15 protein-coding genes are annotated in these 22346 nt (G+C 35.5%); 6 read left to right on the forward strand and 9 right to left on the reverse strand.

All coding sequences use genetic code 11. The features are described from left to right. Positions 1-297: 297 nt before the first annotated feature. The gene (locus ACY2RT_RS06990) at positions 298-1761 is read right to left on the reverse strand and encodes a T9SS type A sorting domain-containing protein (protein WP_490155181.1); all 1464 of its coding nucleotides are present in this window, start codon (positions 1759-1761) and stop codon (positions 298-300) included. Positions 1762-1987: 226 nt separating this feature from the next. On the opposite strand from ACY2RT_RS06990, the gene ACY2RT_RS06995 reads away from it, so the two are divergent. Together ACY2RT_RS06995 and ACY2RT_RS07000 are read left to right on the forward strand one after the other, a co-directional pair. Beyond that, positions 1988-3088: an acyloxyacyl hydrolase gene (locus ACY2RT_RS06995; protein WP_490155182.1), complete on the forward strand. Its 1101-nt coding sequence runs from the start codon at positions 1988-1990 to the stop codon at positions 3086-3088. Beyond that, a complete protein-coding gene (locus ACY2RT_RS07000; protein WP_490155183.1) occupies positions 3085-3837 on the forward strand; it encodes a head GIN domain-containing protein in 753 nt (250 codons plus the stop codon). The genes ACY2RT_RS06995 and ACY2RT_RS07000 overlap by 4 nt, the downstream gene beginning before the upstream one ends. Before the next feature lie 103 nt (positions 3838-3940). Here the strand turns inward: ACY2RT_RS07000 and ACY2RT_RS07005 are convergent, their stop codons facing one another. The 4 genes from ACY2RT_RS07005 to ACY2RT_RS07020 all read right to left on the reverse strand — a co-directional run bounded on the left by ACY2RT_RS07005 (position 3941) and on the right by ACY2RT_RS07020 (position 10839). Then, positions 3941-4453 (reverse strand): hypothetical protein, encoded by a 513-nt coding sequence (locus tag ACY2RT_RS07005; RefSeq protein WP_490155184.1) that lies wholly within the window; start codon positions 4451-4453, stop codon positions 3941-3943. Positions 4454-4472: 19 nt separating this feature from the next. Beyond that, positions 4473-6092, reverse strand: coding sequence for a SusD/RagB family nutrient-binding outer membrane lipoprotein (locus ACY2RT_RS07010; protein ID WP_490155185.1), 1620 nt, complete (start codon positions 6090-6092; stop codon positions 4473-4475). Positions 6093-6102: 10 nt separating this feature from the next. Beyond that, positions 6103-9405 (reverse strand): SusC/RagA family TonB-linked outer membrane protein, encoded by a 3303-nt coding sequence (locus tag ACY2RT_RS07015; protein ID WP_490155186.1) that lies wholly within the window; start codon positions 9403-9405, stop codon positions 6103-6105. 486 nt (positions 9406-9891) lie between these two features. Beyond that, a complete protein-coding gene (locus tag ACY2RT_RS07020; RefSeq protein ID WP_490155187.1) occupies positions 9892-10839 on the reverse strand; it encodes an NAD-dependent epimerase/dehydratase family protein in 948 nt (315 codons plus the stop codon). A 117-nt stretch (positions 10840-10956) separates the two neighbouring features. On the opposite strand from ACY2RT_RS07020, the gene ACY2RT_RS07025 reads away from it, so the two are divergent. Continuing rightward, the gene (locus ACY2RT_RS07025) at positions 10957-11556 is read left to right on the forward strand and encodes a hypothetical protein (RefSeq protein WP_490155188.1); all 600 of its coding nucleotides are present in this window, start codon (positions 10957-10959) and stop codon (positions 11554-11556) included. Positions 11557-11643: 87 nt separating this feature from the next. Then, positions 11644-13713, forward strand: coding sequence for a M13 family metallopeptidase (locus ACY2RT_RS07030; RefSeq protein ID WP_490155189.1), 2070 nt, complete (start codon positions 11644-11646; stop codon positions 13711-13713). Between the two features lie 46 nt (positions 13714-13759). On the opposite strand, the gene ACY2RT_RS07035 is transcribed toward ACY2RT_RS07030, so the two are convergent. Continuing rightward, a complete protein-coding gene (locus ACY2RT_RS07035; protein WP_490155190.1) occupies positions 13760-14566 on the reverse strand; it encodes an NAD(P)H-binding protein in 807 nt (268 codons plus the stop codon). Continuing rightward, complete coding sequence (locus ACY2RT_RS07040; RefSeq protein ID WP_490155191.1) at positions 14559-16922, reverse strand: M28 family peptidase; 2364 nt, start codon at positions 16920-16922, stop codon at positions 14559-14561. Before ACY2RT_RS07040 ends, ACY2RT_RS07035 begins: the two co-directional genes overlap by 8 nt. Before the next feature lie 121 nt (positions 16923-17043). Here ACY2RT_RS07040 and ACY2RT_RS07045 point away from each other — a divergent pair, with 121 nt between their 5' ends. Continuing rightward, entirely contained in the window at positions 17044-17508 is a 465-nt protein-coding gene (locus ACY2RT_RS07045; protein WP_490155192.1) for a CBS domain-containing protein, read from the forward strand. Positions 17509-17520: 12 nt separating this feature from the next. On the opposite strand, the gene ACY2RT_RS07050 is transcribed toward ACY2RT_RS07045, so the two are convergent. Both ACY2RT_RS07050 and ACY2RT_RS07055 read right to left on the reverse strand, forming a co-directional pair. Beyond that, positions 17521-17877 carry a hypothetical protein gene (locus ACY2RT_RS07050; protein WP_490155193.1) on the reverse strand — a complete coding sequence of 119 codons (357 nt, stop codon included), beginning with the start codon at positions 17875-17877 and terminating at the stop codon, positions 17521-17523. A 9-nt stretch (positions 17878-17886) separates the two neighbouring features. Further along, a complete protein-coding gene (locus ACY2RT_RS07055) occupies positions 17887-18816 on the reverse strand; it encodes a DUF6268 family outer membrane beta-barrel protein (protein WP_490155194.1) in 930 nt (309 codons plus the stop codon). 125 nt (positions 18817-18941) lie between these two features. On the opposite strand from ACY2RT_RS07055, the gene ileS reads away from it, so the two are divergent. Further along, positions 18942-22343 carry an isoleucine--tRNA ligase gene (gene ileS, locus ACY2RT_RS07060; RefSeq protein ID WP_490155195.1) on the forward strand — a complete coding sequence of 1134 codons (3402 nt, stop codon included), beginning with the start codon at positions 18942-18944 and terminating at the stop codon, positions 22341-22343. The last annotated feature ends 3 nt before the right edge of the window (positions 22344-22346 follow it).

Raw genomic sequence — 22346 nt, forward strand, 5'->3', positions numbered from 1 at the left:
ACCTATACTATTAAGAATCGTACTTTACTATTTGTGTGTTGTTGAGCGTTATAGTGATGAAGATAGAACCATTAAGATTATCAAAATGTGGCAGGGTAGTACATTCGAAATTTGTTTTCGATTAACTACCAGTAAATATGGATATAGGAAGGGATTTTATGAAAAATTTTAAGCCCGATATATCATAAGGGACAAATCATTCAAATTAAAAAGAATATAGATATCGAACTAAAAGACAGGGGTAAACTGTTAAGCAAAATCATTTTTTGAGAATAGAAACTCAATGATAGCCTTTTATTACTCTTTAATTATTTTTCCTACAATAAGTCGCTCGGCTCTATTATTTATAGAATAGAAATAGGTGCCCGAAGTTATGTTATAGAAATAAACAATTTGCTTTAAGTGTAATCCTGTAGTTTTTAAATTCGTAAACTCTTTAATTACCTTCCCTCTAATATCATAAATTCTTAAAGTTAATGTTGAATACTCCATTGGAAATTCAATATCAATTATAAATTCATTTTTTACAGGATTGGGATAGGTAATAGATTTGGTGTCGTAAAAATATTCATCAATATTCAAAGCAGTTTCAGAAAATAACAGTAGATCATCTGGCTCTTGGAAATTACCAAAATAGAGGTCCGGATAAGTGTCGCCGTTAAAATCTGCAGTATGTAACCCTATCCCGTCATTATAGCTAAATGCCTCGAACACATCAGCAGTAGTTTCGGTAAAAATACCTCCATTGTTTTCAAAAGAATGGTAGTTAGTGATAGGGTTTTGCAGATCTGTTGTAATTAAATCCAAGTCATTATCGTAATCATAATCTATGAATAGTGCATCTAACGTATGTCGAAAATAAATTGGTAAATTGGTTGTTGTTGCATCACTAAAGAATCCGTTACCATCATTTATATACAATCGGTTTTGAAGATTGGCTGTTCCAATAAAATTAACCGTAGAAACAAAAATATCCGGATGTGTATCATTATTAATGTCTCCTATAGTAATTTTTCTGGTTTCTAAGGTGAGTCCTGTATCCGGGAGCCTGTTATTTTCTTCTGTAAAAAAACCATTAGTATTAATAAGAATGTTGTTGGATCCCAAATCAATTCCTTCAACAATATCAAGGTCGCCATCATTATCAAGGTCGACAAGTTTCAAATCCTGAGTTCCTTCAGTATTTACAGGCCAACGATTATTCTCTTGGGTAAAAGTTAAATCCTGATTATTGATATACACAGAATTCTGACCTGTGTTACCTATAATAATATCCATGTAAGTATCATTATTTAGATCTAAAACGGCCACAGCATTCCCTGCGGAAGCTGGAAAGTCATAAGTAATAAATGAAAAAACGCCGGTACCATCATTAATAAGTAGTTCATGAAAATTTGTGTCTTCACTTACAAATATGATATCTAGGTCTGTATCATTATCAAAATCTGCAAAAGCAATGTCTTCGCTGTCTTCACCGCTAAATCCATCACTGGTATTTTTTTCAGGAAAAAGGCGTGTAGGGTCTTCAGTAAAAACACCGTTTCCATCATTAAACAATAATAAATTCTGGCTGTACTCTGCTGCTACAACAATGTCCAGGTCTCCATCATTATCAACATCAGCACTTTCCACATCCATCGAGTTAACAGATGTGGCAGATACAGGAATATTTGTATTTGCAGGAATGAAATAGGGATTTTGGGCAATGGAAGTAAAACCTATTAACACATAAACCAATAAAAAATAGTTGTAGGACTTCATTTTTGTTTTTTGAAATTATAAAAATTGTATAAACTTAAAAGATAATAATTAATACATTCAATTACTTGGCATTTATTGCTAAATATTGGTTTAACTATATGTATTTATGTTAACAGGGGCTATATTACTGTCCCTTCTTTTATAATAAAATGAATTACTCATAAATATTATAAATCTGCATCATCAAAACCCGTATTTTTATACATTAGCTTAAGATTATTTTTTAATGTATTTGGTTAGACTACTATTGCCCCTTTTACTCTTTCCTCTTTTTGTTTTTGCTCAACATCCTGAGAAAAAACCAATTGAAGTAGACATAAACTATTTTACAGGTTCAATTATTCGTCATAATAAAGATGTTTCACATTTAATAACAGGACACCCTAACGGTTTTTTGATAGCTTATAATAGAAAAACCTATGGGCTTAAAGAATGGGAGACCTTTTATAATTTTCCGGATTGGGGTTTCAGTTTTAGCTATCAGGATCTAAAGAATCCTTATTTAGGCGATGTCTATAGCCTCTATGGTCATTATGGTTTCTATTTTCTTAACAGAAAACTATTGACTCGCATAGGTACAGGGATAGGATATGCCACAAACCCGTTTGATATTGAAACAAATATTAAAAATAATGCATATGGCTCTGCATTAATGAGTTCTTCATTTTTAATGATTCAATACAAGCAACGCCTGTCAAAACGGATTTTTTTTCAAACAGGATTGACCTTTTTGCATAGCTCCAATGGGAATGTTAAATCTCCTAATACGAGTACCAATACCATAAGCTTTAGCTTAGGTGTTTCATATCAGGATCAAGCTGTTCCCAACTATAGCCTCAATCCTGAAACCAAAAACTATAAAGAGCCTATTCATTTTAATATAGCGCTGTCTGGAGGTCTTAATGAGAGTGACTATGTTAATCTGGGACAATTCCCCTTTGCTGTTGTATCTGTTTTTGCAGATAAAAGAATCAATAAAAAAAGCACTCTGGTAGCTGGGATAGAAGGTTTTTTTTCAAGATTTCTTAAAGAAGAAATTAAGTATGTTTCAATAGCTTTTCCCAGGCAAGATGTAACTGGAAATGAAGACTGGAAAAGAGCGGGAGCCTATATAGGGCATGAATTACATTTGGGAGAGATGATAGTAATAACTCAAGCGGGGTATTATTTCTATTACCCTTATGATTTTGAAGGAAAGGTATATCTAAGAGCAGGCATAAAGCATTATTTTAGTAAAAACATATTTGGCTCCGCAGCTATAAAAGCTCATAGCGCAAAGGCAGAAGCTATAGAGTTTGGAATAGGGTTTAGATTCGATCAATTATGAAAAAGAATATTGTATTTATTTTTTGGGTTTTATTTCTATCCGGTTGTGATTCAGAAAATGCACATGATTGTATTAAAACAGAAGGGGAAATTATAAATTATACAGTAACTCTTCCTGAGTTCAATAAAATAAGGACTGAAAATGATATCCGTGTGGAACTAACTTCAGGGGAAACTCAAAAAGTAATTGTGGAAACAGGGGAAAACCTTGTTTCTGATCTGAATATTTTTGTTGAAAACGAAGAACTCATCCTTCAGAATACAAATTCATGTAATCTTATTAGGGATTATAATGTAACTCTTATACGTATTACTGCTCAAAACATTACCCAGATACGTCATGGGTCTTCCGCGACTTTTAAAAGTATAGGGACATTATCCTATCCCAATCTTTCTTTGCAAAGTATTACGGGTGGTTTTTCTGATGCTAACAAGAATGGAGACTTCCTTCTTGATGTAGATTGTAAAAAGCTTACAGTTTATGCCAATGGATCCAGCGGGTTTTTAATCTCAGGATATGCTGCATCCGGAAATTTTATTTTTTCTGATGAATTTCCGCAGCTTCAAGGGGAGCAATTGCTGGTAGATGATTTGACCATTTCTCATACAGGTGCAGCCGCAATGATAGTTAATCCTCAAAATAGTATTAAGGGACAAATCAAAGGAACCGGGAATGTAATTTCGAAGAATCGTCCACCTATTGTTGAGGTTAAGGAACTTTATACTGGTAGATTGATCTTCGAAGATTAGATATAGTTAGATTTCCAAATGCATTAGAAACCTCTTTTACTCATAAAAAATAATCGCCGTCCTGAAAAGCAGAACGGCGATTATTAATATTAAAAAACTATTATTATTCGTTTACAACTCTGATGTCAAAGTCATAACCGTCTGAGTTAAATTGTAATTCTGTAGTTCCGGTAATATTACCGTTAAAATTATCGATAGTATAAACGGTACCTCTATCATCAACAGAAGTTCCTAAAAAATTGAAACGATCATTTGCTTGAATGTCCTCTTGACTTATCCCGAAAGTACTTGCTAGTGTTGCAACATCTATAGTCAATGTAAAAGGAAAGTCATCTCCAGTCCATGATCCAAAACTTACAGGATCTGACGTTGTACCACCAGAGGTTCTGGTTACTTCAAGACTATAAGATTGTACTCTTTCTTGTCTTCCTACATCAGCCACAAAGTCTCTGGTGTCATTAGGTCCAATATTTATATCTTCATTCATAATTCGAAAAGTAACAACAGCAGCATTTTCTATGGTCTGCATTGGGTTGATCTTTTCATCATCTTCGCAGGAAGTAAAAAATAAGCTACCACCTAACAAAAGCATTGATATATAAAATATTTTTTTCATAATAATTTGTTTAAAAGTGTTAGTCAATAAAATTTACCGGATTAGTATCCCAAAATACTTGAGATGAAAAAGCTTGTTGATTTATGTTTTGATTCAATGCTACAACAATAGCCGGATACTGGAAACTTCTTGGGAAAGGTCCCATTGGGAAAGCCGCTACCGGGCTTTGGATATCTGATGGTAAACCAGTCCTTCTATAGGCATTATAGGGTTCCATACCATTACCCCATGCAGCGATCATATATTGCTTAATAATAATGTCTAGTTTTCCAGCTGCATTTGCATTATTGTATGCGCTCATAACTCCATTAACAAAAGTGTCAATGTCTCCTTGTGTGGGCCTGAACCCTGCATCTGAATTATCACCAAGCGAACCAAAGCTTAGAGTTTTGGTAATAGATTGACGGATTCCATTTTCTAAGAAAGTTGCAGCATTTCCTGTTGTTCCAAGAGTTAATGCAGCTTCTGCTTTCATAAAATTTGTATAGGATGATAGCAGAATAGGCCGCATTCCTGCACCTTGGGCTCCATCTTCAGATGAAGTTCTTTCTCCGGAGTCATCATCAAACCTACCTCCAATAGGATAGACACCCCAAGTAGTATTACGCTGGAACATTCCGGAAGTGGTAAATGTATCATCTCCATGATCTCTACCAAAGTAACCATCACCAATATAACAAAGCTCTACATTGCCCAGCCCGTTACAAGGAATGTCTGCATCGCTTGGGTCAGTAATTTGTTGTCGATAAAAATAATAGCGTATTCTTGGGTCGTTATTGTCTAATAATTGCTTCATAAACCAATTGCTCATAAATTCATTACTGCCATCATTGTAATTATCAATAAATGTAGGATGACGACTATCGTTTGGAGCTACAACATCCAAATAGTTAAAAGTAAAATCATCTGAAGCATCGTTAATCAAATTATCTGATTGTAATAAAGCATTAATTTCATTCCTAGATGTAGCTTCATTAACTATTCTAGACTGTAAATAAATTTTAAGCTTTAGGGTATTTGCTACTTTAAGCCAATTTTGCCTGCTTCCATTTGCAAAAAATAAATCATTATCTATACTTGGAGCACTAGCATCTGAAAAATTTAAAATGGCTTCATCTAAAATTGATAAGGCAGCGGCATAAACATCACTTCCAGAGTCTAATTTTGGGTTTGTATTTGCACCACCCAGATTAGCTTCAGAATAAGGAATATCACCAAAAAGATCAACAAGAGTAACTAGGGTATATGCTTGTAAAACACGTGCTGCACCAGCATGTGTAGATAAACCTTCTGCTTCTGCTATTGGAATTAAAGTAATAGCATCTTGAAATACTTTATTATAAGCTACTGTCCAGATGTTATCTATACGCGGTGTTTCATAAGCGTAAGCTCCAAATACTTGCGTCATACGCGTATAATCCAATGTGAGTGCTGTAAGACTCTCGGAAGTGCCACTATCTTCATTACCTAAGAAACCTTCAAATTGTAATTGAACACTATTAAATAAAAACCTGGCATTAGATGTTTCTGGCGTAACCGAATTTGGGTCGTCCTGAAGATTCAATTCTGTAGTTTCACAACCAATCAATAATAAACTGAATAGGGCTACGAAAATAGATTTTATATATATATTTTTCATAATAATTTTTTTAAAAAGTAGCTTTAATAGAGAATCCATAATTTTTGGCTGAAGGAGCAGTTCTAAACTCAAGCCCGGCACCATTTCCTACTCCTGTACTGCCAGATTCAATGTCATAATTTAATGCATCCGGGAAATTAACAGCATTATACCATAAGTTCTGTCCGTAAACTTTAAAACTCATACTCCCAAAAGGAGTTCTTTCCAGAAGTTTAGGGGCTACATTGTAAGTAAGAGAAAGTTCTCTTAATCTTATGGTAGACCCGTCATAAATATTTTCCGCATCATTCTGTTCAACATTGTTAAAGATAGTATCCTCATAAGGCAGAAGTATACCATTTGGTATTATAGCTCCGCTATCGTCTGTTGCAGAAACAACTCCGTTAGGAACACCATTTTCATCAACGGTTACAGCAATATTACCATCTTCGTCTAAAGCAGCAATATTACCGGGAACTGCGGCTGCATAGGTTTCCCGATCGATACCTTCAATATCAATTACACCCCTAAAGTAAAGATTTTGAGAGGTTAGTGAATAAATATCTCCTCCATGTCTATATTCCATTTGACCGGATAATTCAAAACCTTTATAACGAATGGTATTTATCAATGTACTATTCCAATCTGGATTTGGGTCTCCAATAATTTTGTCTGGAATACCTACATCTGCATTTGGAATAACTTCTCCATTGGCCGGATTGATTAAAAAATTACCATCGGCATCCCGGACAGCAAAAGAACCTTTTATTACTCCTAAAGGTTGTCCTACAATTGCGAAATTACCTAAATTACTAAAGCCTGCGTAATTTAATTCTTCTACCCCTTCAGCTAATTCAGTAACAATTGGTTCATCAGCAAAAAAGTTTGCGTTTAATTCCCATTCAAAATTATCTGTTTTAATTGGAGTAATTCCTAAGGCAATTTCAATTCCTTCCGTTTGAATTTCACCAATATTTACAAAAGTCGATGTTCCTCCTGTAGAAGGGTCAACATTTTGTCGGACTATTTGATCCGAAGATATTCTCTTATAAACACTAGCCTCTAAGGAAGCTCTATTTTTGAAAAGCTTGGTTTCAATACCCGCTTCATAATCTGTAATTCTTACAGGTTCTAAATCTGGATTTGGTATGATCGGTGAATTACTTTGAGTAACAGTACCACCAGTTCCAAATGCATTACTGTTAGATAATAATATTGCTCTAGTTAAATATGGGCGAGGAAATTGAGCTCCACTGGATACATTTCCTCTTAATTTTAAGTAATTAATAACATCTCCTTTTAAATTGTCAAAAGCAGAAGTTGGTATAAAAGAAACAGAAACACTTGGATAAAATAAAGATGCATTGTCTGATTCTAATGTTGAACCCCAATCATTTCGAGCAGCAAGTGTTAAATATAAAGAACGCTTATAATCAAATTCAGCCTGTGCATATAACCCGACTATATTTCGTCTGGATTCAAAATTTACTGGAGTTGGATCACCATTCTCATCAAGAACGAAAGGATCACTATTAGTAGCAATTTCAAAATTTGATGGCTGTATAAAATCAAATATTACCTGATCCTGATAGACTGTTCCTCTGGTGAATACTGTCTGGCTATTACTATTAGCTCCTAAAGTTCCTGAAAGGCCTAAATCATTTGATAAATCAAAATCCATATTTATTAAAAAAGAATGATCCCATTGTTGTTGTTCTGTACTTAGGACTCTTAAATATCCATTTGCAAAAATTGCATCGCCGGAACTGCTTCCTTTGTTAATATAAAATTCTTGATCTTCGTTTATAAAATCAACACCAAGCCTGTATGTCAATGTAATATTATCATTGAGCTCATAATTAAGTGAAAAATTATTAAACGATCGATTTATGTTTTGAGTCGACAATGAATTATTTAAAATCCATCTTGGATTATCAACAGACGGGAGATAGAATACATTAGATCCATCCCGTGGATTTTGGTATGGATAATTTGTTAGATCGAAATTTCTGGCAATACCCAGGAGTCTGTTAAAGATACTAAGAGAGCTCGCACCATTTGCAGCAGATATAGGTGGAGCTGTAATTTTATTTCTCACAAAATTCATCCCTCCGTTAAAATTAAACTTATTTGATAATTTTGCCGAACCACCAATACTGAAATTGTCTCTTCTCAAAACATTTTTTGGTATATACCCATTATCAGCTGTATTAGAATAACTTCCATTTATAGAACCATTTTCAAATGCTTTTGAAACATTTATCCCAATAGTTCTGCCTAGTCCAGTTCTAAAAAAATCTTTGACATTATTGGGAGTGCCAACATATGGAATCCCTCCTTCAATAATATCTGGAGTGGATGGGTCATCAAATAATTCTGGGAAATCATCTTGTAAAGCTGGGTTGTTTGAAAGAATATGAGGAATAATTTCTCCATCATATAATGGCCCAAAACTATTATTTGCAGTACTTAAGTTACCTAAATAAAATCCACTTCCATGTTCATTTTGAAAATCCGGTAAATTTGAAACTTCAGTAAAATATGTATTTGAGGTAACAGATACTTCCATCTTTTTGTCTTGATTGAAATTGCCACTACCTGTTTTAGTCGTTATTATAATTACACCATTAGATCCTTGTGAACCATATAGAGCAGTAGCAGCTAAACCTTTAAGCACACTAATATCAGCGATATTGTTTGGGTCTACATCTGCGAGTCTGTTTGAGTCTATATCACCAGCACCTGTAAAGCCATCATTGTTGGATCCGGTTGTTAATGGCACACCATCAATAACAATTAAGGCTTGATTATCGCCGGTAATAAAGGAATTACCTCTAATATTTATTCCGGTTCCACCACCGGTTACACCGGTTTGAGATATTGTAACACCGGCAACCTTACCCTGTAATACTTTTGCAACATCCGGCGAGGGTCTGGATTCCAATGCATCTGAGGACACAGTTGTTTGGCCAAATCCTAAGGCTCTTTTCTCTCTCTTAATTCCTTGCGCAGTAACAACTACTTCCTTTAGTAAGGCAGCATCCTCCTGTAATTGGATGTTCACTGTATTAGATGCAGCGGTAACAGTACTTTCAACAGTTGCAAAGCCCACATAACTGAATACAAGGATTTGACCGACACTGGTTTGAATGCTATAGTTACCATCAAAATCAGTTTGTGTACCACTATTGGTACTCTTCACAATAATGTTAACTCCTGGTAAGGGTAGGCCAGTATTATCTGTCACCGATCCGGAGATTGTTTTTTCTTGTGCGAATGATGTGGCCGTAATAAAGAAAACACAAAGCAACCACGCATAATAGTATTTTTTCATAAGCAATATTTGATTATTAATAATGTTAGTTAATACAACCAAAGAAGCCCAAGGTAAAGACGAGGCTAATTCGAATAAACTATAATCCAAAGACTATGAGAACAAAGTTAAGGAATATTTTGTTATAATACCGTAGGCTTTTCTCGGTTGCAACATTAAAATAATCGATTATCATGAATTTTATGGGTAAGCCCTATAATGATTACCTTTCCCGAAGAAACCTCACCTAAACTTTACGTTAAAAAAACATTAAATTAAATTACATCAAAAAGGAGTTTTTGAAGACGCATAGGAGAGGCTTTTAAAAGGATAATTATATGATAATCAAACAAATGAAATAAGCCATTAAGAATTCTTAATGGCTTATTAATACTATTTATGATAGGATTTAAACAATTCTGATTCCCGAAACAATAAAATTAAAGATAATCGTCGCCGGTACCTCATCAGATTCATAAATATATAGATTGTATTCGCTTTCAGAGATTAATATTTTCCTTTTAAATTTTCTAGCATTATCTCTGTTAACTGCTCGAGAGAAAATTTGTGTTTCCAACCCCAGTCTTCCCGTGCATTGCTGTCATCAATACTTTGTGGCCAGGAATCTGCAATAGCTTGTCTGAAATCCGGCTCGTATCTTATTTCAAATTCAGGGATATAATTTCTTATTTGAGCTGTAATTTCTTCAGGACTAAAGCTTAGAGCAGACAAATTATAAGAACTTCTAATTTTTATGGCCTCTTTATCGGCTTCCATAATTGTAGTAGTAGCATTAATGGCATCGTCAATATACATCATAGGCAATGTACTCTTTGCATCCAGAAAGCTCACATATTTTTTATGTTTACAGGCTTTATGGAAGATATCAATAGCATAATCGGTTGTGCCGCCACCAGGAAGTGTTTTATAACTAATCAGCCCCGGATATCGAACGCTTCTTACATCAACACCATATTTTTCGTGATAGTATTCGCACCATCGTTCACCTGTTTGTTTACTAATACCGTATACTGTAGAAGGTTCCATTATGGTTCTCTGTGGTGTTTCGGTTTTTGGAGTCGTAGAACCAAACACGGCAATGCTAGACGGCCAAAATACCTTGTCAATTTTTTTATCTCTGGCAAGATTCAAAACGTTAAAAAGCGAACTCATGTTCAGGTTCCATGCTTTCATTGGAAACTTTTCTGCTGTAGCCGAAAGCATTGCTGCCATTAAATATACGTCTGTAATTTCATAACGAATTACAATATCCTGTACGGCATCGTAATCCATAGCATCCAAAATTTCAAAAGGCCCTTTACTTAAAAGGCCTGTAGTATCTTCAACAATATCACTTGCAATTATTTTTTGGTGACCGTATAAACTTCTTAAACGAGTTGTAAGTTCGGTTCCTATTTGGCCACAAGCCCCAATGATCAGAATTCTTTTTTTCATTCGCTATTTTATAAATGGCCTGTAAATATAGACATATTCTACTCTTTTTCTTTTCAAAAAATTAACTTTTCGTTGGCAAAAGAACCTCTATATTTGTAATTCTTTTATAGAACAATAATGAATTTTGCCTCATTCTTATTTCTCGCCACATTAGCATTTTGCCTATCATTGGTTTCTTGTGGAAATGCTTCTGAAGAAAATTCAGGAATACAAGCGGTTGTTCAGGATTTAGAGAAAACTTATGGAAATAAGAAGTATACTATTCCGCAATTATCGGAAAGTGCTAAGATACATGTTACACAATGGTCTGTTTATGAAGATTTTGAAAATGATGCCAGAACCATTAACGGTATTGCTCTAGAAAAATTGAGGAATACTTCGGAGCGATTGGTGCAATATTCAGATTCGCTTTCAAAAAAAATACCGGATACTCTAAATAATAGTGCAATTTTTTCAAGGCTTACAGTGGTAAAAACAAGAGCTAATTTGTTATTGCAAGAAGCAAATAAGTCCAGAATTGATTCACTAAAGTTAGAAAGTGCTATTACAGAAATGAACAAGGCAGTCAAAAATTTTATTGTACAAGTAAATGAGAAGTTTCAAAAAGATGCTATCGATTTACAACGTAAGGAAGATGAAGAAAAAGAGCTCGAAAAGCAAAAACGTTTTTTAGATTCGGTTTACAAAGCCGAATTAAAAGATAAAATGGACAATTAATTGTAACTTTTTTAGATTTTTGCTACTTATTTAAATGTTATAACAATTTCTGAATTTTTTCAGAAAACCTTAAATACCAACTATATAATGAAAACTAATTTTTTAAAATCTGCCTTTGTCTTAACAATATTTGCTGTAGTCGTGGCTTCTTGTGGCGATAAAGACAAAAAAATGGCAAAAGAAGATGATGGCCCGAGAGGGATTATTTTAGCAAATATGGACACTATGGTAAGTCCTAAAAATGACTTTTACAATTACGTGAACGGTAATTGGATGAAAACTACCGAGATACCAGATGATCAGGTGCGTTGGGGTGGATTTAACGTACTTCGTAAAAAAACAGATTTTGATGTACTGGCTATTATAGATGAAGCTAAACAACTTGATACATATGCAGCAGACACCGATCAGGCAAAAGCTTTAATGATTTTTAAAACTAAACTGGATTCTATTGCACGTGATGAAGCAGGGATAACGCCCCTACAGCCTGTTTTAGATGTAATTGCCTCTATTTCATCTGTCGAAGATTTTCAAAAAGCAATGACCAAATATGCTACTGAGATCTCACAACCATTCTTAGGAGTTGCAGCATTCTCAAATCCTAATAATAGTGCAATGAACTCAGCATATATTACACCTGGCGGATTAGGGTTACCGGATAGAGATTATTATACAAATACTGATGCTAAATCTATTGAAATCAGAGAGCAGTATGTAGATCATATTACACGAATGCTTCAATTTTTAGGAGATAGTGAAGAAGAGGCCCGCAAACAAGCTGAGGCTATTTTGGCATTTGAAACCAAATTAGCTGAACCAAGATTAGATAAAGTAGCCAGTAGAGATTTTAGAAATTTCAACAATCCAAGATCAATAGATGACGTTCAAAAGATGGTGCCGGCTTTATCCTGGAAAGAAGCTCTTAAAGATTTAGGAGTAACAAAAGAACTGGATACAGTGATCGTGATGCAGCCTGCATATATGGATGTAGTTCAGGAAACTCTGTCCGATGGAGATGTTGAAACCTGGAAAACAGTTATGCGCTGGCAAACACTTAACGATGCTGCAGATTTGCTTACTACAGACATTGAAAAAGCCAATTGGGATTTCTATAGCAAAACCTTACGAGGAGCTAAAAAACAAAGACCTTCCAATGAACGTGCTTTAGCTACAGTAAATAATACGGTAGGAGAAGCTCTTGGAAAATTGTATGTTGACAAAATGTTCCCTCCAGAAGCAAAAAAGAAAGCTGAAAAAATGATAGCAAATGTCATTGAAGCATTCAAAGAACGCATCAATGTATTAGATTGGATGAGTGATAGCACTAAAGTGAAAGCAATAAGCAAACTAGACAAGTTTACTGTAAAGATTGGATATCCAGATGTGTGGAAAGATTACTCTAATATGACTGTAAAGCCAGAAAATAGCTATTACCAAAATATGGTGGCAGTGAATGCATGGAACTTAAAAGATAATTTGGATCGAATTGATGAACCTGTTGACCGTACCGAATGGGGGATGTCTCCACAAACAGTAAATGCTTATTTCAACCCTTTTAATAATGAAATTGTATTCCCTGCAGCAATTTTACAGCCACCTTTCTACGATTATAAAGCCGATGAAGCTGTTAATTATGGTGGAATTGGAGCCGTAATAGGTCACGAGATTTCACATGCTTTTGATGACAGTGGTTCTCGTTTTGACGCGGATGGAAATTTAGTAAATTGGTGGACCGATGCAGATTTGGAAAGTTTCACCGAGCGTGTAAATAAATTGGCAGAACAATATGACCAGATAGAAGTACTTGACAGTGTGTTTATTAATGGTAAATTTACTTCAGGAGAAAATATTGGAGACCTTGGAGGTTTATTAGGAGCTTACGATGGTTTACAACGTTTTTTCAAGGAAAGCGGCAGACCTGAAAATATTGATGGCTTTACACCGGAACAACGCTTTTTTATGAGTTGGGCAACAGTTTGGCGTACCAAGCTACGTGATGAAGCCTTAGAAACTCAGATTAAAACAGACCCACATTCTCCGGGGATGTATCGTGCTACACAACCTCTAAAAAATATCGATGCTTTTTATGAAGCGTTTGATATTAAAGAAGGGGATGCTATGTACATTGCACCGGAAGACCGTGTAAGAATTTGGTAAAAGTATTTATTATATAAAAAAAGGAGCCCATCGGGCTCCTTTTTCATTATAATTTATGTTTGAAAGAATACCCTAAAACTTCCCCTAAATTTACAGAATCAATTTGTTTAAAAATCGACCCGGTATCTTCTTTGGAAAAATGGGGAAGGCTTAAGTTTAATAATGTGGCCTTCTGCACATAGTATTCCTTTTTGATGGGGTGTTGAGGTGTAACCGCATTAAATACATGACCAAAAGCATCTTGTTTGATAATTTCAGAAAGAATCCTGATGCAGTCATCTCTATGAATTAAATTAACGGGCGCATTACCATCAGTCAGGTCCTTTCTTCCGGCAAGATAACGTACAGGTTGCCTGCTTCCGCCAAAGAGACCTCCAAATCGTACAATACTGGTAGTAAGGCCAGAAGTATTAAAAAACAATTGTTCTACCTGAACCAATTGTTTTCCGGCTTGGGTAGTTGGCTTCGGGTTGTCCTTTTCGGTTATTTTTCCTTGCGCATCACCATACACCGAAGTACTACTCACCAGAATAACTTTTTTTACCTGAGTTGCTTCAATTTCAGACAAGAAATGGGACATTTTTAACACATAATCAGCTCCTGTATATCTTCGCAACCCGGGCGGAATCATAATGACCAGAATATCAGACCCTTTTAGAAATGCATGGGGCTCTCCGCTAACGCCTTCTTCAGTTATTTTAACAGGATATACATTAAACCCCTTCGACTGTAATGACGAAGCTTTATGTATACTCGTTACAGAACCTTTTACACGATACCCTAACAGCATTAGATGCTGTGCTAAGGATTGACCCAGCCAACCCATTCCTGCAATAGCTATTATTTTACTCATTTAATATTTGGGTCTCAATAGATGTGGTGTCTTTAACAACTTTAAGCAAAGAATCTATTGTAAATGATTTTTTTACAACAATGGCATCTGTAATTACAAAAGGTTTAGGCATCATTGCCTTAGGGCGCTTATTAATTGTAAACTGTGGATTGGTTAACAGGTCAAAGGAATATTCAATGGCAGTAAATGATACAGGAACCTCTTTCTTTACTGAATAAGATACTTCCAAAGAATCATTGTCAGCTACAAAAAATTGCAGCAAATTACTATCTTCCCCACTGCTGTAAATTGTACCACTACTATCCTGAGGGATACTTTTACCGTTAAAGGACAATGATTGAAAAGAGATATCTTTATTAGTATATAGGTCTATTTGGTTTAGCGTACGTTTTGGAAGTATAGTAAAAGTGACATTTCTCAAACCATCGATAACGGTATCCTTTTCCAATCTCGACTCAAAAGAAGAAATATTTTTTAAGGGAGCTTCCGAAGCAAAAGTATACCCAGAATTGTATTTACTGTTGGGAGTATTTTTGATATAGTTCCCGGCCTCTTCAGGAGTTTCACCCAAATAACCTTTGGTCCAGGAGTCTAAAATTTTGTCGTATGTTACCCAATATGAGCTGCCATCATCAACATTTTGATAATACACCAAACTGTTTGGCTTTTGTCTTTCTTCAGAAAAATCACTTGAAAGATGAGTACTTATAAAAAACCCAATTGCAATTAAAAAGCAGAGAAGAGATAATACCTTTTTGTTTTTATAAAAACCAAAAACGGGTAGAAGCATCCCAAAAAGAAGTACTGTAAAGACAGATGAAATCACCACCATTCCAGATCCCAATGCTACAGGAAAAAACTGTACTAACGGAGCATAAACAAATATTGCGGGTGCGGCAAGTAGTGCCAACAACAATAGACTTGGTTTTTCCTGGCGAATAAGGACCCAAAGCGATAAGAGTCCAAAGAATACGGGAATAATAAAGAATGCAGCTCCTTTTAGATAAGCAAAAACAGCAATATTGATAACAATCCACAGCACAATTGGAGCTACAAAGGTGCTTGCTACTGTTTCTTTTTCTGAGAACTTTCTATATATCCAAAATAGAATTGCCAAAGAGAGCAACACAAAAAAGGCTATATAACTATGTCCATTGTATTTAAAGCCATGCTGTATCTCCCCATATTGAGGGTACAAATTTGAAAGTAATTGCCATCCATAGAAACCAATAAGCCCACATAGAATTAAAGATAATAGCAACGGAATAAATCCTTTCCCAATTCCTTTGGCATTGATTTTATTTTTTTTGATTCCGAAGAAAATAAGAACTATAAAAAGAATTGAGGCTATAAAGATCATGGGCAGAATCCAGGCAAAAGGATAGCTAATCATTTTAAACAAAGGGACATTCACATACACATAATCCTCTTCTGCTTTTAAATTAGAGAGGTCTGCATCAGCAAAATAACTTAAAAGCGGGAGCAAATAACTCCCTTGATGTTGCAGGGTGGCTATATCAAGATTTTCTACCGTATCGTTAGCAGTATGATAATCGAAATGATCATCAATAAAAGCAAAGAAAAAACTATCTATATCTCCGTCAACCCTAAAAATTGTAGAATCTGTAACATTTGGCAGTATTTTATAAACACTGTACATCAACGACGAAGCAACAGGATATTTCGGGTTAGCTTCAATAAAAGCTTCTATCAATTTAGCATTTCCTGCATTTGATTCAAGTATCATGACACTGGGACCACCACTTCCACGTGCTTCAAAATTTACTACAAAACCCACATCTTTTGCCCAAGGATGCTCATTTACAAAAAGACTGGCACCTCCAAGGCTAATTTCTTCACAATCGCTGAATAATACTATGATATCATTAACAGGAGTTTTTCCGTTCGCAAGATAGGCCCTCAGGCTTTCCAAAATTGTTACTACACCACTACCAGCATCACTTGCTCCATAGGAAGGAACCAAAGCACTATCATAATGCGATAGTAATAACAAAGCTTTCCCTTTCCCCGAACCTTTAAAACGGCCAATTATATTCTTGGGCTTAGTTAATTTTTTTTCATTGATATTCAACGCAAATCCTTCTTGGATCTGAGTTTCCATACCTAATTTTTCCAATTCATTTTCCAGAAAATCTCGTACTCGCTTGTGTTCGTCAGAGCCATAATAATGTGGTGCTTTGCTAATTTCTTTGAGTGGAATTAAAGCACGTTCTGTAGAAAACTCTGTTTCGGGAAGAGATGCCGGCGTACCATTTGTAGGCATTAAATTGTAAAAACTGTAGTATATTAATCCTAATATGAGGAGTAATGAAATGACTGGGCTGAATTTTTTCATCGGTTGGATTTTTACTTTCCTAAAAGTACGATTTTAACCTAAGTTTTACTTACTCCAGAAAAGATTGAAAGGAAATTGTTTTAAAATTGACTACATTAGATGTGCGTAAAAACTTGAAGGTATGGGAATTAAAAGTTTTATGGGCAAGCGTGCCAAGCCTAGAAAAGGTAGTAATGAGAACATAACGGTTTCAGATTATATGACCAGAAATCTCACAACTTTCAGGCCGGACCAATCTGTTTTGGAAGTTATGAATACACTTATAAAGCGAAAAATATCCGGAGGGCCTGTTGTAAATGAAAAGAATGAATTAATAGGGATTATTTCTGAAGGTGACTGTATGAAACAAATTAGTGAAAGTAGATACTACAATCAGCCAATGGAAGCTATGAAAGTAGAGCAGCATATGGTAAAAAATGTGGATACCATTGATGGTAATATGAATGTGTTTGATGCCGCCAATAAATTTTTAGAATCCAGGCATAGAAGATTTCCTATAGTTGAAAATGGAAAACTAGTTGGTCAAATTAGCCAGAAAGATGTTTTAAAGGCTGCTTTAAGGTTAAAAGGATATACTTGGAAATAGTATTACATTCTGTTAAAAACTAACTTCTCTTCTGACTAATAAATAATAATCGTTATCCAATGGTAAATACCCTTGATCATAGAGATAATAATATACAGCGCCGGCTTTTGTAGTATACAATCCCGTAAAATAATCAAAGTTAAAGCCCATTCTAAGTAACTTCTCTTTAGTTACTTTTGTTTTGTCTTTTGTATTAAGTGCTTCAAGAATGCGGTAATTTTTCCGAAGACGGTTATTAATGTTTCTCACTAAATTTTTATTGTCTTTGTTTAATGCATTATTATGTGCATTACGACAGGCATCACTACAAAACTTTTTGTCTGAGCGACCAATTATTTTATTTCCACATTCCGGGCAGGCTCGATGCATACTTTAAAATTAATCATCCATATTGGTTTCAACTTCTTCTTTGTCATTTTTGATATGAAAACGATAGATTGCTTCAAATTTTAAAAAAAATCCTCCACTTAGATCGGGGTTTAATTGTGTACGGTCATCGCCAAAACTAAATGCTGAAACACCCAGATCTATAGTATCTCCATCGGCATATACTTCATAATTATTGCTGGAATAGCCAAGTTTAGCCCGCAGTAATACACTTTTCTGAAGCGCATTGAATTGTAAATAACCTGCAAATTCCAAAGAACTGAGGTCTACATACGTATTGGATACCGAAGCATCACCATACAGTCGAAAACTACGTCCAATACCAAAGTAATCAACACCAACAGTAGTTGTTCCAAAGCAGTAGTTCACATCTGCAGCAATGGGAAGGGACATATCCATTTCAAAGCGATTATCTGGACTTAAATAATACCATCCTACGATAGGTGTGGTGAAAAGCCCAAAAGCTTCGGAAGTGGCATAGATCCCAAACCTGTATTTTAGATGTTCTGTTTTCTGAAATTTTAACAAAGCAACACCTCCCATATAAAAATCATCGTCTGTAATATGCTTATAATCTGCTGCAATTTTTGGCAATAATACAACTGTGCTGCTCCATTTATCATTAAATGTAGATGCCAGTCCAATTTTTAATGTTGTGCTGTATAAACTCGTAAAATCAGCTTCGGGAAATAATTCCAAATTATTTCGGCTAAAACTCACTCCGGTAATTAGTGCATGGTTTTCATGAATTACAACAGGATAAGTGAGGTCTGCTTCGAAAGATTTTACAAAAGTGCTGTTTTCAGTAGCTGCAAAATCGTTATTGAAAGTTTGCCCGTAACCTATTCTAAGTAGGTCTACATAATCTTGAGCTTCGGAAAATAAAGGTAATAGCAGTAAAAAGAAGAGTAGTTTTTTCAAATGATAAAAGTTGTTTTTATAAAGATATACTTTTTTAGATAATCATTACCGTTAGATAAAGGTTTGCAGTAGCCTATTTCTTCAAAATTTCTTACTTTCGCACCCTTATTGAACCACAATTGTTTATGAACACAAAATTTAAAGAATACAAGGGTTTAAACCTTCCCAGATTAGGCGAAGAAGTACTCGATTTTTGGAAAAGTGAAAACATTTTCGAGCAGAGTATTTCTATTCGTGAAGGAAGTGAGCCGTTCGTGTTTTTTGAAGGCCCTCCATCTGCAAATGGCCTACCCGGTATTCACCATGTAATGGCACGTGCTATTAAGGATATATTTTGTCGTTACAAGACACAAAAAGGATTTAGAGTAGACCGAAAAGCAGGCTGGGATACACACGGTTTGCCTATTGAACTGGGTGTTGAAAAAGAGTTGGGTATTACCAAAGAAGATATTGGCAAGAAAATCTCTGTAGAAGATTATAATGCTGCCTGTCGTAAAGCCGTAATGCGCTATACCGATGTATGGAATAAAGTTACCGAAAGTTATGGCTATTGGGTAGATATGGACGACCCGTATATTACCTATAAGTCAAAATACATGGAAACGGTCTGGTGGCTGCTAAAGCAGATATATGACAAGGGATTGCTATACAAAGGCTATACCATACAACCATATTCTCCAAAAGCAGGAACCGGATTAAGTTCACATGAATTGAACCAACCAGGTACCTATCAGGATGTAACCGATACTACTGTGGTAGCGCAATTTAAAGCGATTTCTGAAAGCCTGCCAGATTTTCTGCAAGGATTGGGAGATATCCATTTTTTAGCTTGGACAACAACGCCATGGACATTACCAAGCAATACAGCACTAACTGTAGGACCAAAGATTGAGTATACCTTGGTAAAAACCTTTAATCAATATACGTTTGAACCTATATACGTTGTTTTGGCAAAGAATTTGGTCGCCAAACAGTTTGCCGGAAAATTTGTTGAAACTGAAACTGAAGGTAAACTGGCAAACTATTCAGAAGGAGATAAAAAAATTCCTTATACCATTTTAAAAACATTCAAAGGGACAGATCTTGTTGGGATTCGGTATGAGCAATTGCTACCCTACGCCTTGCCAAATGATTGTCCTGAAAATGCTTTCAGAATAATTTCAGGGGATTTTGTTACTACAGAAGATGGTACCGGAATTGTCCATACAGCACCTACATTTGGAGCAGACGATGCCAAGGTTGCAAAAGAAGCTTCTCCGGAAGTACCTCCACTATTGGTGAAAGATGAAAATGGGAATTTAGTTCCGTTAGTGGACTTACAAGGTAGGTTTCGTCCCGAAATGGCCGAATTTGCCGGTAAATATGTAAAGAATGAGTATTATAATGATGGAGAAGCCCCTGAAAAGAGTGTGGATGTTGAGCTCGCTATTAAACTGAAAACAGAGAACAAGGCCTTTAAAGTTGAAAAATATACACACAGTTATCCTAATTGCTGGCGTACGGATAAACCTATTTTGTACTATCCGTTGGACTCTTGGTTTGTAAAGGTGACCGATTTCCGGGATCGTATGTTCGAACTCAATGAAACCATCAACTGGAAACCAAAAGCAACCGGTGAAGGCCGTTTTGGTAATTGGCTGGCAAACGCAAACGACTGGAACTTATCCCGATCCAGGTATTGGGGAATCCCTTTACCATTGTGGCGTAGCGAAGACGGAAAAGAAGAAAAAGTAATAGGCAGCATTGAAGAATTGAAAGCTGAAATGCAAGAAGCAGTTGCTGCCGGAATGATGCAAAAGGATATTTTTGAAGATTTTGTAACGGGAGATTTTTCTGAAGAAAATTATGATAAAGCCGACCTTCATAAAAATATTGTAGATGAAATTGTATTGGTTTCCGAAAGTGGAAAGCCCATGAAACGCGAAGCCGATTTGATAGATGTCTGGTTTGACAGTGGAAGTATGCCCTACGCACAGTGGCACTACCCATTTGAAAACAAGGAGAAAGTAGAAAAGACATGGCGTAAAGCAGACTTTATAGCAGAAGGTGTGGACCAAACACGTGGTTGGTTCTATACATTACATGCTATTGCAACAATGATTTTTGATGATGTAGCATATAAAAATGTAGTTTCTAACGGGCTTGTGCTTGACAAGAACGGGCAAAAAATGTCTAAACGATTAGGTAATGCAGCAGACCCGTTTGATATTTTAAAGACCTATGGGCCAGATGCCACTCGTTGGTATATGATTAGTAATGCGAACCCCTGGGATAATTTAAAGTTTGACCCGGACGGTATTGCGGAGGTACGAAATAAGTTTTTTGGAACACTCTACAATACGTATAGTTTTTTCAGTTTGTATGCAAATTTGGATGATTTTGACTATGTAGAAGCAGATATTCCTTTGGAAAAAAGGCCGGAAATTGATCGATGGATTCTTTCAGAATTGCATACACTTATCAAAAAAACAGATGAGGCCTATGCCAACTATGAACCCACAAAAGCAACGAGAGCCATTTCAGAATTTGTACAGGAGAACTTAAGTAATTGGTTTGTGCGTTTGAGCAGAAGACGTTTCTGGAAAGGCAGCTACGGAGAAGATAAAATTTCGGCCTATCAAACGTTGTATACATGTTTAGTTACAGTTGCAAAGCTTGGAGCACCTGTGGCACCTTTCTTCATGGATCGATTGTATAGAGATTTAACAGAAGGCGTTTCTAAAAAATCAGAAAAATCTGTACATTTAAGTAACTTTCCTGAAAGTAATGAGTCATACATAGACAGTGCATTGGAACATAAAATGCAACAAGCGCAAACAATATCATCGCTAGTATTATCGTTACGTCAACGAAAGAAGATAAAAGTGCGCCAACCATTACAGAAAATAATGATACCTGTTTTGGATGATGCATCCAGAAAGGAGATTGAAGCCGTGTCAGATTTGATTAAGTCTGAGGTGAATGTAAAAGAGATTGAGTTGATCGATGAGGGGTCGGGAATATTGGTGAAGCAAATAAAACCCGATTTCAAAAAACTGGGCCCTCGCTTTGGTGCTGCTATGAAAGTTGTTGCTCAAGCAGTTACTAATTTTGGCCAGGAAGAAATTTCAACACTGGAAAAAGAAGGTGAAATTTCTATTCAAGTTAACGAAAAAAATACTACATTGACCCTTGATGATGTTGTGATAAGCTCTCAGGATATTGAAGGTTGGCTGGTTGCAAACGCAGGAGGAATCACAGTTGCTCTCGACGTTACAATCTCACCGGAGCTTAAAAATGAAGGAATTGCCAGAGAATTGGTAAATCGCATTCAAAACATTAGGAAAGATGCCGGTTTTGAAGTTACAGACAGGGTGGAAGTAGCCATTCAGAAAGAAATACAATTAGTAGCTGCAGTAGAGCAGAATTTGGAATATATAAAACAAGAGACTTTAACAGAAGTGTTGCAATTTAAAGATGAGATAAACAATGGAATAGAAATTGCTTTTGACGATATTACAACACGTTTAAGTATCAAAAAAAATTAAAAT

It is taken from the genome of Ulvibacter sp. 2210JD10-4, from assembly GCF_058148525.1.